This window comes from Dickeya aquatica, from assembly GCF_900095885.1.
Classification (GTDB): Bacteria; Pseudomonadota; Gammaproteobacteria; order Enterobacterales; family Enterobacteriaceae; genus Dickeya; species Dickeya aquatica.
In genome coordinates this window covers 143,270-155,981 of the sequence record NZ_LT615367.1, presented here as the reverse complement: position 1 = coordinate 155,981, position 12,712 = coordinate 143,270, and the positions used below count along the sequence as shown (strand labels likewise).

At 55.4% G+C, this 12,712-nt stretch carries 12 protein-coding genes; 7 read left to right on the top strand and 5 right to left on the bottom strand.

What is annotated here, in order from left to right; translation table 11 throughout:
* Positions 1 to 368 precede the first annotated feature (368 nt).
* Entirely contained in the window at positions 369 to 947 is a 579-nt protein-coding gene (gene cpxP / locus DAQ1742_RS00660; protein ID WP_035345032.1) for a cell-envelope stress modulator CpxP, read from the bottom strand.
* A 200-nt stretch (positions 948 to 1,147) separates the two neighbouring features.
* Between cpxP and cpxR the strand changes: the two genes are divergently transcribed.
* From cpxR to DAQ1742_RS00630, 6 genes are all read left to right on the top strand, one after another.
* The gene (gene cpxR / locus DAQ1742_RS00655) at positions 1,148 to 1,846 is read left to right on the top strand and encodes an envelope stress response regulator transcription factor CpxR (protein WP_035345034.1); all 699 of its coding nucleotides are present in this window, start codon (positions 1,148 to 1,150) and stop codon (positions 1,844 to 1,846) included.
* Positions 1,847 to 1,862: 16 nt separating this feature from the next.
* Positions 1,863 to 3,233: an envelope stress sensor histidine kinase CpxA gene (gene cpxA / locus DAQ1742_RS00650; protein ID WP_035345036.1), complete on the top strand. Its 1,371-nt coding sequence runs from the start codon at positions 1,863 to 1,865 to the stop codon at positions 3,231 to 3,233.
* A gap of 289 nt (positions 3,234 to 3,522) precedes the next feature.
* The gene (locus DAQ1742_RS00645) at positions 3,523 to 5,703 is read left to right on the top strand and encodes a hypothetical protein (RefSeq protein ID WP_035345038.1); all 2,181 of its coding nucleotides are present in this window, start codon (positions 3,523 to 3,525) and stop codon (positions 5,701 to 5,703) included.
* Positions 5,673 to 6,533 (top strand): DUF3142 domain-containing protein, encoded by an 861-nt coding sequence (locus DAQ1742_RS00640; protein ID WP_180706203.1) that lies wholly within the window; start codon positions 5,673 to 5,675, stop codon positions 6,531 to 6,533. The genes DAQ1742_RS00645 and DAQ1742_RS00640 overlap by 31 nt, the downstream gene beginning before the upstream one ends.
* A gap of 383 nt (positions 6,534 to 6,916) precedes the next feature.
* The gene (locus DAQ1742_RS00635) at positions 6,917 to 7,498 is read left to right on the top strand and encodes a TetR/AcrR family transcriptional regulator (RefSeq protein ID WP_035345041.1); all 582 of its coding nucleotides are present in this window, start codon (positions 6,917 to 6,919) and stop codon (positions 7,496 to 7,498) included.
* A gap of 124 nt (positions 7,499 to 7,622) precedes the next feature.
* Complete coding sequence (locus DAQ1742_RS00630; RefSeq protein ID WP_035346410.1) at positions 7,623 to 8,732, top strand: ABC transporter substrate-binding protein; 1,110 nt, start codon at positions 7,623 to 7,625, stop codon at positions 8,730 to 8,732.
* Positions 8,733 to 8,785: 53 nt separating this feature from the next.
* On the opposite strand, the gene DAQ1742_RS00625 is transcribed toward DAQ1742_RS00630, so the two are convergent.
* Positions 8,786 to 9,250, bottom strand: a complete 465-nt coding sequence (locus DAQ1742_RS00625) for a tRNA (cytidine(34)-2'-O)-methyltransferase (protein WP_035346412.1) — start codon at positions 9,248 to 9,250, stop codon at positions 8,786 to 8,788.
* Between the two features lie 166 nt (positions 9,251 to 9,416).
* Between DAQ1742_RS00625 and DAQ1742_RS00620 the strand changes: the two genes are divergently transcribed.
* Complete coding sequence (locus DAQ1742_RS00620; RefSeq protein ID WP_035345043.1) at positions 9,417 to 9,695, top strand: DUF2756 domain-containing protein; 279 nt, start codon at positions 9,417 to 9,419, stop codon at positions 9,693 to 9,695.
* A 52-nt stretch (positions 9,696 to 9,747) separates the two neighbouring features.
* Here the strand turns inward: DAQ1742_RS00620 and DAQ1742_RS00615 are convergent, their stop codons facing one another.
* From DAQ1742_RS00615 to DAQ1742_RS00605, 3 genes are all read right to left on the bottom strand, one after another.
* Positions 9,748 to 10,704 carry an AEC family transporter gene (locus DAQ1742_RS00615; RefSeq protein WP_035345045.1) on the bottom strand — a complete coding sequence of 319 codons (957 nt, stop codon included), beginning with the start codon at positions 10,702 to 10,704 and terminating at the stop codon, positions 9,748 to 9,750.
* A gap of 185 nt (positions 10,705 to 10,889) precedes the next feature.
* Positions 10,890 to 11,633, bottom strand: coding sequence for a glycerophosphodiester phosphodiesterase (ugpQ, locus tag DAQ1742_RS00610; protein ID WP_035345047.1), 744 nt, complete (start codon positions 11,631 to 11,633; stop codon positions 10,890 to 10,892).
* Positions 11,630 to 12,706: a sn-glycerol-3-phosphate import ATP-binding protein UgpC gene (locus DAQ1742_RS00605; RefSeq protein WP_035345050.1), complete on the bottom strand. Its 1,077-nt coding sequence runs from the start codon at positions 12,704 to 12,706 to the stop codon at positions 11,630 to 11,632. The genes ugpQ and DAQ1742_RS00605 overlap by 4 nt, the downstream gene beginning before the upstream one ends.
* Positions 12,707 to 12,712: the final 6 nt, after the last annotated feature.

Below are 12,712 nucleotides of genomic sequence, written 5' to 3'. Positions count from 1 at the left end.
CAGAATCCACGCTACGGGTTCCATCTCTGTTATGGAGCCCACTTCGCCACCCTCTCAACACGCGATGTGCAAGGCATTCACGTTCATTGAGGCAACACAAAACAGTATGCAGACAGACTAAACACAACGCCTGCGTACGGCGTTGGGAGAGTAATGGCACAACGAGAGAGCCCCAAATGGACGGGCGAGGGATAAAAAAAAGCCCGCCATCAAGGCGGGCTAAAAGACAGGGATGGTGTCTATGGCAAGGAAAACAGGTTACTTCTGTCACACGTTACACACTACTCTCAGCACAACTCACTACTACGCGTCACAACTGCGGTGACGACAGACTTACTGCTACTACACACTACCCGGAGAAACCGGCATTACTCATTACCGTTCGCTAACCCTTGCTGGAGCGGCGTTAAACGTTGCTCAACACGCTGAGGGGCTGTAGTTGAGGCGGGCATTTGCTGGCGCACCGCCTGCATAACTTGTTCATGTTTTTGATTCAAAATTGCTTTTTGCTCTGACGTCAGCATGTTGTACATCTGGTTGCTGATACGGGCCATTTCCACTTTATGCGTAATTTGCGCCTGCACCATTTTTGTCACCAGCGCCTGAACGGCCGGAGCATCAAAATTTTCTGCCGTCATTAACTGATGCATGGTTTCTACATCATTAGCGTCATAAATCGGCTGCTCATAACGCATCTGGCGCATTAAATCGCGCATTTGCTGGCGCTGATTCTCGGTTAATTTCACACCGTCAAACATACTCTGCTGACTCGCCCCGCGTTTCGTGGCAGAGTCGTCCCGATAACAGTGCCCCGGTACGTTCGTATTGCTTTCGGCAGCATGGCTTTGTATGTCGTTATCGGTCACGCTATTTTCAGTTGCCATAACAGTACCGCTGACCAACATCAGCAACGAAGCACAGGATAATGTGATGATGGTGCCCCGCATCGGTAACTCCTCTGTATCTGCATACGACTCTGATGGCGTATCGAGCGTATTACCTGACGCGTGTCGTATACTGTCTGGCGAATCGATGGAACTCAGTCTAATTGCCCTGCTGCAAACATGCGTCAGAGGATGTAAAACTACGTAAAGTCATGGAATAGCTGCGATCTATGACGTATTTTGCCCGTGGAGGTAGGTAAATCATGAACAAAATCCTGTTGGTTGATGACGATCGCGAGCTCACATCCCTGTTGCGGGAATTGCTCGAGATGGAAGGCTTTAACGTCGTTGTCGCCCATGATGGCGAACAGGCGTTAAGCGTGTTGGATGATTCGGTGGATTTGTTACTGCTGGATATCATGATGCCGAAGAAAAACGGCATCGATACGCTCAAAGAAGTGCGCCAGCGTTACCAAACGCCGGTGATTATGCTTACCGCACGCGGCAGCGAGCTTGATCGCGTACTGGGTCTGGAACTGGGCGCGGACGATTATCTGCCTAAGCCATTCAATGACCGCGAATTGGTTGCCCGTATCCGCGCCATACTGCGCCGTTCAAACTGGACCGATCAACAGCAGTCTGGCGAAGCCAGCGCCCCGATTATTGAGGTGGATGCGCTCAGGCTGAACCCCGGTCGCCAGGAGGCGAGTTTTGATGATGTCGTGCTGGATTTGACCGGTACTGAATTTACCTTGTTATATTTGCTGGCGCAGCGTCTGGGGCAAGTCGTCTCCCGCGATCACCTGAGCCAGGAAGTGCTGGGTAAACGTTTAACGCCGTTTGACCGCGCCATTGATATGCACATCTCCAACCTGCGGCGCAAATTACCGGAACGCAAAGATGGGCTGCCCTGGTTCAAGACATTGCGCGGCAGGGGCTACTTGATGGTATCTACCGCATGACGCAGGTCTTGATGGCATGATTAATAGCCTAACCGCCCGAATCTTCGCTATTTTCTGGCTGACATTGGCACTGGTACTGATGCTGGTGCTGATGTTGCCGAAGCTGGACTCGCGGCAACTCACCCCGTTGCTGGAAAGCGAACAGCGGCAGGGTTTAATGCTCGAACAGCATATTGAAGCAGAACTGGCGAGCGATCCGGCAAATGACCTGCTGTGGTGGCGGCGGCTCTTTCGTATTACTGAAAAATGGGCCCCGCCCGGTCAGCGCCTGCTGCTGGTGACAAGTGAGGGGCGTGTTATTGGCGCACAGCGCAACGAAATGCAGATGGTGCGCAACTTTATCGGCCAGTCTGACAGCGCCGATTTTCCGCAGAAGAAAAAATATGGCCGCCTCGAACTACTGGGGCCATTTGCGGTGCGCGATGGTGAAGACAGCTACCTGATGTACATGCTGCGCCCCGCCAGCAACTCGCAATCAGATTTTATTAACCTGTTGTTTGACCGTCCGTTACTGTTGCTGATTGTCACCATGCTCACCAGCTCACCGTTGCTATTGTGGCTGGCCTGGAGCCTGGCGAAACCCGCCCGTAAGCTCAAAATGGCGGCGGACGAAGTGTCACGTGGTAACTTGCAACAGCACCCGGAGCTGGAATCCGGCCCGCAGGAATTCCGGGCCACCGGTGCCAGTTTTAACCAGATGGTCAGTGCCCTTGAGCGCATGGTAACGGCACAACAGCGCCTGTTATCCGATATTTCCCATGAACTACGCACCCCATTAACCCGGTTGCAACTGGCTACGGCGCTGCTGCGCCGTCGGCAGGGAGAGGGAAACGAGCTCAATCGCATTGAAACCGAGACGCTGCGCCTTGATGGCATGATTAACGACTTGCTTGAACTGTCGCGTAATCAGCACCGCCACGATTTGTCGCGCGAAGCGTTGCAAGCCGATTCGCTCTGGAACGATGTGCTGGATGATGCCCGTTTTGAAGCCGAACAAATGGGCAAAACTCTGGAAGTGCTCTCCCCGCCGGGCCCGTGGCCGCTGTTTGGCAACCCCACCGCGCTCGACAGTGCGCTGGAAAACATCGTGCGTAACGCGCTGCGCTACTCATACAGCCACATTGCCGTCTCGTTCGCCGTCGATAATCAAGGCGTGACCATTGTGGTGGGGGACGATGGGCCGGGTGTGAAACCCGAAGATCGTGAGCAAATCTTCCGCCCCTTCTACCGTACCGATGAAGCCCGTGACCGCGAATCCGGCGGCACAGGTCTCGGGCTGGCGATTGTCGAAACGGCGATTTCCCAGCATCAGGGCTGGATTAAAGCCGATAACAGCCCGCTCGGCGGTTTGCAGCTCACCGTGTGGCTGCCGTTGTACCTGCGTTAACGCGCCGCCACGCAATAATAACCGCCCCGCCGGAACCAACGAGTGCGGGGCATCATCCGTCTGGCGTCACATCCGTCACGCCTTCCGATTGAGTTTTTCTCCCGCTCGGGTAGAGTGTGCCGGGTGTATCGGCATCCCCGTAAAAAAACATTCCAGTAAAAACATATCGTCGCTGCCATAACAAACGGCCTCTGAATCCAGGCGGATATGCGCCATCACATTAAGGCGAGCTCCCCTTCAGAGAAGAAATACGCTTGATATTATTCAGTATGTTGAACAGGAAAAAGACATGAAAGGATTAGCCTTGCTGGCCGGACTTATCACGCTCCTGGGACAAATGCCTGCCTTTGCGTCAGGCGATATGGAGTGCGACAGTTTCTACGCGAATTGCAGCATGGCGGTTCCTTACCTTTTTCCTGAAAACGACACCCGAACCAATCTGGCTCTGCTGCAAAGTTACCGTAATCGCATTCTGTTGTCTCAGCCCATGCCCGATCAAACCCGCACCCGCATCGACCCTTTTACCAGCAGCCAACTGATGGGCGTGGCAGACACGGACAGCGATATCACCACCATTAGCGATAGCCTGAGCCGCTCTAACGATGACAAAGACAGTGAGAAAAACACCTCACTGGTACACAAAGCGACGCTGTTGCATTTTCCTGCCCCGGAAATAGAGAAACTGCGTGATTTAACGCCGGTCGATCTGGATGGTCGCTGGGTTTCTAATGATTTGCCCGCGCTGGAAGCCTTCTTCGATTTACTGCTGGCCGATAAAGAATTAAGCGATGCGCACCGCACCCAACTGGCGCTGGTGCGTGTGAGAATGCTATCCAACGAATACGGTATCAGTGATGTCAGTGCCGATCTGAACGCGCTACCGGAGAGCGGCCATGCCGGAGAGCTGCGGCGCTATCTGATTGCGGCTACAGCGTTCTATGACGGTTTATTCGACAGGGCGGAGCAGGAATTCTCGTCACTGACCAAAGCCACGCAAGCCTGGGTTGCCGAAACCGCGCGCTATATGCTGATTCGGGTAGCGATTAATCAGGCGATGAAAGACTCGCTTGATGAATACAGCATGTTTGACCCGGCCAAAGCCGATAAAGCCCTCGGGCAGCGGGCGATTGAGCACATCGCTGATTACCTGAAAAGCTACCCGAACGGGCACTATGTCGATTCTGCCGCAGGGCTCTATCGGCGGGCGGAATGGATAATCGGCGATACCGCTGCGCTGGCGATGCGTTCCGGGCAGGCATTAAGCCAGGCTAAAACCGCTCAGGAACTGCAACTGATGATTAATGAAGTGGACAATAAGTTACTGGAAAACACGTCATTTACCACATCGGCTGACGCCCCGCTCCTGATGCTGGTACAGGATTTGAAACGCCTGCGTAGCCCTGAAATACAAAGACTGATGCCACCGTTGCAGCAAGAAGAGCTGACCCGCCAGCAGCCGCTGTTTGAAAAGGCGGGCATGCAGGAAGAGTTTCGCTATTTGCAGGCGGCTTTCGCCTTTTACGTCCAACATGATTACCACGCGGTGCTCAACACGTTGCCGATGACCACAGCCGAAGATCTGCACGACACGACGCTGTTTAGCACCCAGGTGTTACGCGGGCTGGCGCTGGAGCAGCAAAAACAGTGGGGCGACGCCGAAGCACACTGGCGGCATCTGCTAACGCTGAAAACCAGCTACATCCAGCAACAATTCCTGCAACTGGCGCTGGCCAGAACGCTGGTCGCGAACGACCAGCCGGAGCGCGTCTTCACGCCAGAAAGCCCGGTAAAAAATCTGCGTTTTCGCTCGGCAATACTGAAAACCAGCGCGGATGCGCAGCTACTGCGCCAGCAAACCGGCGCGCAGCAAACCCATGAAGAACGGGTTATCGCCCTGCACACCTTGCTGACCAGGCAACTCATGCATCGAAACTACAGCGACTTTCTTAAAGACAGCGCCCTGCTGAAAACCATCACGCCGCTGCAAAATAGCGATGACCCCAGTTGGGGCAACGAGGATCTGAACACTTTTAGCTGGGACGGCAGCGATACCGAAGACGGTTATAGTTGCCCAAGCCTGCAAGAGACGGTGACGACACTCAGCCAGAACGCCCGCGATGCCCATTCCCTCAACTGCCTGGGCGAGTTTTTTCTGCGTACCGGAACCGATGTCCGGTTTGACTGGGACGAAGGCAACATGCTCACCGGCCTGACCGACGCCCGCCCTCACTATGCGGGCAACCGCTTTACCCGGCTGGATAACTATATGCAAGTCATCGCCGATGCCAAAGCCGCAACAGACGATAAAAGCTATGCGTTATATCGCGCTATCTACTGCTTCGCCCCCAGCGGCAGCAACGACTGCGGCACACAAGACATTAGCCTTGAAACGCGCAAGGCCTGGTTTCGTCAGTTAAAAACGAAATACAAAGGTAGCCAATGGGCAAGGCAGCTCAAATATTATTGGTAGCCTGTCGTCTGGGACACCGCTACCTGGCCCCCGGTTACCGAATAACGCGTGATGTTGCGCTACTGGCAAGCTTACTGTGCCTGAGCCTGTCTGCTGAAAGCAGCACGGTGAACGCCGGGCGCTATCAGGCATTTTGGCTGTGGGCTGCCGTGCGGCCCCAGCCGGTACTGAACCAGGCAACAACGCTCTACCTGCATCAGGGCGAAGTGGCCCGCCGTCACGGTAAAGCACTGTTTTTGCGTCAGGGCATTCCGGTCAGCACACTGGCCGTCAAGCACCTCTGGTTGACATTTCGCATTGCCGACCTGCACCTGAGCGAGACGGAACAGCGACGGATGCTGCGGCTGTGGCAGCGTTGGGTGGCGGCCGGGAATCACGTTGACGGCATCCAGCTTGATTTCGATGCCAAAAGCCACAATCTGGCGCAATACGCCACGTTTTTACAGACCTTACGCCAGCAGCTTCCCCCTGACTGTCGCCTGAGCGTCACCGGCCTGCTCGATTGGGCAAAAACCGGTGATATCCGCCAGCTTAATCGCCTGAATGGTGTAGTGGATGAGTTGGTGGTGCAAACCTATCAGGGCCGCAATACGGTGGAGAACTACGCCGACTACCTGCCTGCGCTAATGAAACTGAGTGTGCCCTTTCGCCTTGGGCTGGTACAACACGGTAAGTGGGACGAGCAGTGGCAACGGCGGCTGGCTGCCTCACCGTTTTACCGGGGCGAGGTGGTATTCCTGCTCAACCCGCCCCCGCGCGACATCTCCCCATTCTGGTTTCTCACCATCGGTGATACTGCGCACCCACGCCTATCTCTGCCCGCACGATGACGTCAATAAAGGGACGCATTAAACCCGACATGCACAGAAAATCCCTTCCTCACCCCGGCGCTTCGCTCCTCAGGTTTGCATGACTGAATAAAGCATTGACAACCCTTACTCGTTCAAACGCACAATTTTAAGATTAATACTCTTAACAATGTTTAATTTATCGTTAAAAAAGAACAATCCTCCTTTAACCGTGCAGTGAACGAGATTTTCGTTCTTTTCGATTTTTCAGTAAATCTGAAGGACACCTTCAACCAGAGGGGATTTTACTGTTTAACCGTCCCGTTAATATTGACGCCACGATTTGCATTCAACGCAAGACAGCATGATGAAAAAGACACGGATAATCCGTTTAGGCATGGCGTTAACGCTGGCGGGCAGCCTGCATGGTTAATGACCAAAAACCCAGGCTTCAGCCTGCTTCACGCGCAAAAAGCGCACAGACCAAAGAACGCATTCTGGAAGCCGCATCAGAAATAATCCGGCACGACGGGCTGCACGCTTGTACTCAGCGGGCCATCGCCGCTGAACTGAATATTTCACCCGGTACGATTACCTGGCATTTCAGAATGCTTGACGATCTGCACGATGCCGTTATCAGAAATGCGGTTGAAAATTTTAAATCACAGACGCTGACGTGGTTCAGTGAATGCCCACCGGACAAGCCTGAAGTGCAGTTAACCCGGTTTCTTTGCTGGACGATACAGCAGCAAGCGCGGCTCCTGCGCGAGTATGAGCTTTTTGTTGCCGCCGTTGCGCGCCCCCGGCTCAGAGAGAGTGCGATGGCGTGGGTCAAAACGCACAGTGTGATTGTGCAAGAACGCTTTCGGATGAATGCAAAACAGGCGGATGCCGTCGTGGCTTACACCGACGCATGGTTACTGCGCAGTCTGCTTAGCGAAGGCACCGAGCAGCCAGATGAACGCATGACCGAGCGCGTTTTTCTTTCCATCATCCAGACGCCGTAATCAGGCTGTTTTCCTGTAAAAATTTTTGAACTATGCCGGGTCGTTTACGGGCCCGGTCACGCCACTCTGGCAACAGAGTAATCAGGTCGCATACGGGTTTATTTACCTTAAACGAGGTTTATTTATGCAAGAGAAATTTAACTATCTGAACATCAGCGCACTGTCGCTTCTGCTTATCGCCGGCGTGTCACATGCCGCGGTGTCGCCTGAGACACGTTCCCTTGACGAACTTTACCAGCGAGCACTGAAAGAAGGTAACGAAGTCACGGTCTATGCCGGTGGCGACACCGCGGGTCAGCAAGATGGCATCAAAAAGGCGTTTGAAAAACGATTCCCGGGTATAAAACTGAACGTGATTGTCGATTACAGCAAGTTTCACGATGCACGTATTGATAACCAACTGGTGAGCGGCACGCTGGTGCCTGACGTTGTTCAGTTGCAAACGCTACAGGATTACCCGCGCTGGAAACAAGAAGGTGTGTTGCTGAACTACAAGCCCAGAGGATGGGACAAAATTTATCCGGCGTTCAGGGATCAGGACGGCGCATGGACAGGTGTTTTTGTGGACGCGTTCTCAAACGTTGTTAACACAAAAGCCCTGTCTGAAAAGGAGTGGCCAAGAGAAGCTAAAGACTATTTAAACCCGTCACTGAAAGGAAAAATTGTCGTTACCTGGCCAAACGACGATGATGCGGTGCTTTTCTGGTTTAAACAGGTCGTAGACCAATATGGCTGGGAATACGTTCAGAAGTTTGTCGAGCAAGCCCCGCAGTTAGTCAGAGGGACGCAGGCCCCTGCCGATGATGTCGAGAGCGGCAAGGCCGTAGCGACCTTCTCAACCGACGGCAGCCTGGTGCCGGATGAAAAAGCCCATTCGCGTTTCGTCCTCCCACAAAATGACCCCTTCGTCTCCTGGGCTCAACGGGCAGCCATCATGAAAGGAGCCAAACACCCTGATGCCGCCAGGCTCTATCTCAACTGGCTCACGGACAAAGAGACGCAACAAAATACCTGGTACATGTGGTCTGTCAGAACAGATGTGACGCCGCCCAAAGGCTATAAGCCTATCTGGGAGTACAAAAATACCCATCCTGACGCCTTTGCCGCCTTCATGCAGGACAGAGAAGCTGTTGAACGTTTCCGCTCACAGATGACACTCTACTTCGGCGAAGTGAAAGGCGAGCCCTCACCAGGATGGTTAGGCTTACACCCACGCGAAGCCTTGGCACATTAAAAACAGGATGTATGCCATCGCAATACATGTACCGCGATGGCATGTGCGGCAGGTCAGCATCGGCCACCAAACCCATTTTGTCGCCAGGCTTCGTAGCTGATAATCGCCACCGAATTGGAGAGATTCAGGCTACGGCAGTCAGGCTCCATCGGAATACGAATGCGAAACTCTGGTGCAAAATCGTTGCGAATCGCATCCGGCAGCCCGGCGGTTTCCGAGCCAAACAGCAGCACATCGCCCGGCTGGTAGTCCGGTTCATCATAAGGACGGCTGCCTTTGGTGGTGCAGGCGAAAATCCGGCATCCGGGCACGGCCGCCAGGAATGCAGCGTAATCGGCATGGCGCTGCACGTTTGCCAGATCGTGATAATCCAGCCCGGCCCGGCGCAATTTTTTTTCTTCAAAATCAAACCCGAGCGGCTCAATCAAGTGCAAAGAGCAGCCATTGTTGGCCGCCAGACGGATAATATTGCCGGTGTTGGGCGCGATTTGCGGCTCATAGAGTGCAATGTGAAACATAATCAAGCCAAAAACGGGAAAAGGTGGGCGCAGTATATACTCATCATCGGGCGAGTTGCAGAGCAGCAATCGCCTGAAGACGGTATCAAAAATTGTGGGCAAAGACCGCGACGCCCGCCCTCTGAGTCGCTAAAATCAACACACCACCCCGCCGCCCGGAGGCACCATGAGACAGTTTCCACTGGTATTACTGCTGGCGTTGCCAATGCTCGCCACCGCTGCCAGTCAGCCCATTTCGCCTCAGCAGCAACAGTATGAAAACGGCATCAGCAGCCAGCAGCGGTTGTTACAACAGATGCAGCAAAACCAGCAGCTCCAGCAGCAGCAGCTCAATCAGGAAATCCAGCAGCGCAGCCGCGAGCAGCAGCGACAGCTGCAACAACAGCTGGAGCAAAACCGGCAGCGCATTCAGCAATCCGCGCCCGGCACGCCCCCGCGGTATTGATGCACGATAGCCCGCCCCGCCGCTCACCTCACAATCAGCGGCGGGCTGCGGTTTACACCCGCACGCCCATCAGCGTTAACAGCAGCGGCGTCGTGATAGCCGCCAGTGCCGTTGAGAGAAGCAGGCTGGCGGCAATCGGCCCACCCAGCACGTTAAACTGGCGCGACATCAGGTAGATATTCACCCCCACCGCCATCGACCCCAGCAACACCACCACACGGGTTTCCATCTCCGGCAGGCCGAGTGCCAGCGCCAGGCCCCATACCACCAGCGGCTGTACCACCAGTTTCATCAGACAAATCGCCACGCTGATTTGCCAGCCATCACGGATACGGTACTCCGCCAGCCCCATCCCCAGCGCTATAAGCGACAACGGAACGGCGATTTGCCCCAACATGCCTATTGGCTTGTCCACCACATCCGGCAGCGGCAGGCCGGTAAGACTGTAAAACGTACCGGACAAAATGCCGATAATCAGCGGGTTTTTCAGCACGCCGATAGCGGTTTTCCCAAACCCCTGCATCGACAGTGAGCCGTTGCGCGCCCACTCCACCGACACCGTGACCAACGTCCAGAGGATCAAACCGTTGAACACCAGTACCAGCGCCACGGAAGGGATCGCCTGTGGGCCAAGCATTAACGTGGCAATCGGCAAACCCAGCATCACGTTGTTGGAGAAAATGCCCCCCAGTGAAAACACGGAGCCGGAAACACCATCCAGCCGGAATACCCGGCTCGCCACCACGCGCCCCAGCACAAACACAATAAAACAGCTGCCGAAGAAGGCTATCAGCAACCGGGCATCTACCGCCGGTCGTTTGGAGAAATCGCACATCATGCGAAACAACATCGCAGGCAGCGCCACCGAAAACACAAATTTACTCAGCGCATCCGTCACCGTGGAGGGCCAGCGACCAAAACGGATCAGGCCATACCCCAGCGCAATCAGCACAAACAGCGGCAGGGAGAGAAAAATCTGGTGCCAAAGCGAAACAATAAACGTGGGCATCGCCCTTCCTCAAAAAAAGCGCGGATCGCCCGGGCGAAGGCTGATGGCAGGTCACGACGGTGAGGCAAGCCCCACCGGGGAGCGGGCCAGAAAATGGCCCGAGGTCATACAGGAAACGCCTGACGAAACACGCCGGGTTTATCGACCGGCGTGATTGCCGTCAGGAAAGGCGACATCCGCCGACGTTAATGAAATTGCGGTCCAATCCAATCTATCCGGTCGGTGCAGATGCAGTCAACGCCCCACTGCAACAGCACGCGCGCCCGTTCAGGCTGGTTGACGGTATACACCAGAATGCGCAGCCCGGCCTCTTTCAACTGCCTGACGCGCATTTCATCGAGCAGTTGGTGATTGAGGTGAATCGACACGCAGCCTAAGCGCGTCGTCAGGTTACGCCAGTCATCGTCCCATTCATCCAGCAGCAGGCCGCGCGGTAACTCCGGTGCCGCCTGCTGTGCCGCAGCCAGTGCTTCTAGCGAAAACGACGACAGCAGCGGCGCAATCGGGTGGCCTTGCCACAACGCGCGCGCCGCCAGCGCCACCACGCGACCGGTCAGCGCGTCACAGCCGGTGGTCGGTTTGATTTCGATATTGGCCGCCATGCCGTACTGCTCGCAGCGTTTTGCCACTTCCGACAACAGCGCCAGACGCTCGCCGCTAAACTGCGGGCCGAACCAGCCACCGGCATCCAGCCCCACCAGGGTGTCCCACGGCAAGTCGCCCGCGACACCCCGGCCATTACTGGTGCGCTCCAGCGTGTCGTCATGCAGCAGGAAGACCTGGCCGTCTTGCGATAATTTCGCATCAAACTCAATCATTTTATGGCCGTGTTGCGCACCAATATCAATCGCCGCCAGCGTGTTTTCCGGGGCCAGCGCACCGCCGCCACGGTGAGCGACGATAGCAGGATAAGGCCAATCTCTGGTCATGCTTCCATCCGTAATCCGCTTTGTGAATCAAATAAATGCCACGATAAGGGCGGCAAATGCAGCCACAAGGTTTCCCCCACCGCCGGGCAATGCTCGTGCGACAGGCGCACTACGACATTTTGCCCCGCCCATGTGCCGTGCGCCAGATTATCTGCCCCCAGCAGTTCCAGCGTTTCCACCACCAGCGGCACGCCGCCAGCCTCGGCGCTGGACTGCAAAATGTGCTCCGGGCGCATACCCAGCGTCACCGCACGCCCGGCCCATTGCGGTTTCGCCACCGGCAACGGCAGCGCAAAATCCGCTGACAGCGCAATCCGGCCGCCGTCGGCACTCACCTGCCCGGCCCACAAATTCATGGCCGGTGAGCCAATGAAGCTGGCGACAAACAGTGAGGCCGGTTTGCGATAAATGTCCGCAGGCGGGCCGATTTGCTCTGCCACCCCTTTATTCATCACGATAACCCGGTGCGCCAGCGTCATCGCTTCCACCTGATCGTGCGTGACATATAAACTGGTGGTTTTCAGCCGCTTGTGCAGTTGTTGCAGTTCAAGGCGCATCTGTACGCGCAATTTGGCATCAAGGTTGGACAACGGCTCATCGAACAAGAACACCGACGGCTCGCGCACAATGGCACGCCCCATCGCCACGCGCTGGCGCTGGCCGCCGGACAGCTCGCGCGGTTTGCGCGAAAGCAGCGGTTGCAGTTCGAGAATACGCGCCGCTTCATCCACACGCTGGCGGATCTGATCTTTACCAAAGCCACGGATTTTCAGGCCGTAGGCCATGTTGTCGTACACACTCATGTGCGGGTAGAGCGCGTAATTCTGGAACACCATCGCAATACCGCGATCTTTGGGTTCTTTATCCGTCACACGCTCATCACCGATATAAATATCGCCGCTGGTGGTCTGTTCCAGACCCGCCACCATACGCAGCAGCGTCGATTTGCCGCAGCCGGACGGGCCGACCATCACCACAAATTCACCGTCTGCCACGTCGAGATCAATCGGCTGAATGACCTGCGTCTTGCCGTCATAGGATTTGCTGACGGCCTGAAGTTTTAAACATGCCATAGACTT

Excerpts from the sequence above, each read along its gene's own strand:
- cpxP (WP_035345032.1), bottom strand. The coding sequence starts at position 947 with ATGCGGGGCACCATCATCACATTATCCTGTGCTTCGTTGCTGATGTTG.
- DAQ1742_RS00605 (WP_035345050.1), bottom strand. The coding sequence starts at position 12,706 with ATGGCATGTTTAAAACTTCAGGCCGTCAGCAAATCCTATGACGGCAAG.
- DAQ1742_RS00645 (WP_035345038.1), top strand. The coding sequence starts at position 3,523 with ATGAAAGGATTAGCCTTGCTGGCCGGACTTATCACGCTCCTGGGACAA.
- cpxA (WP_035345036.1), top strand. The coding sequence starts at position 1,863 with ATGATTAATAGCCTAACCGCCCGAATCTTCGCTATTTTCTGGCTGACA.
- DAQ1742_RS00625 (WP_035346412.1), bottom strand. The coding sequence starts at position 9,250 with ATGTTTCACATTGCACTCTATGAGCCGCAAATCGCGCCCAACACCGGC.
- DAQ1742_RS00630 (WP_035346410.1), top strand. The coding sequence starts at position 7,623 with ATGCAAGAGAAATTTAACTATCTGAACATCAGCGCACTGTCGCTTCTG.
- DAQ1742_RS00620 (WP_035345043.1), top strand. The coding sequence starts at position 9,417 with ATGAGACAGTTTCCACTGGTATTACTGCTGGCGTTGCCAATGCTCGCC.
- DAQ1742_RS00640 (WP_180706203.1), top strand. The coding sequence starts at position 5,673 with ATGGGCAAGGCAGCTCAAATATTATTGGTAGCCTGTCGTCTGGGACAC.
- ugpQ (WP_035345047.1), bottom strand. The coding sequence starts at position 11,633 with ATGACCAGAGATTGGCCTTATCCTGCTATCGTCGCTCACCGTGGCGGC.
- DAQ1742_RS00615 (WP_035345045.1), bottom strand. The coding sequence starts at position 10,704 with ATGCCCACGTTTATTGTTTCGCTTTGGCACCAGATTTTTCTCTCCCTG.
- DAQ1742_RS00635 (WP_035345041.1), top strand. The coding sequence starts at position 6,917 with ATGGTTAATGACCAAAAACCCAGGCTTCAGCCTGCTTCACGCGCAAAA.
- cpxR (WP_035345034.1), top strand. The coding sequence starts at position 1,148 with ATGAACAAAATCCTGTTGGTTGATGACGATCGCGAGCTCACATCCCTG.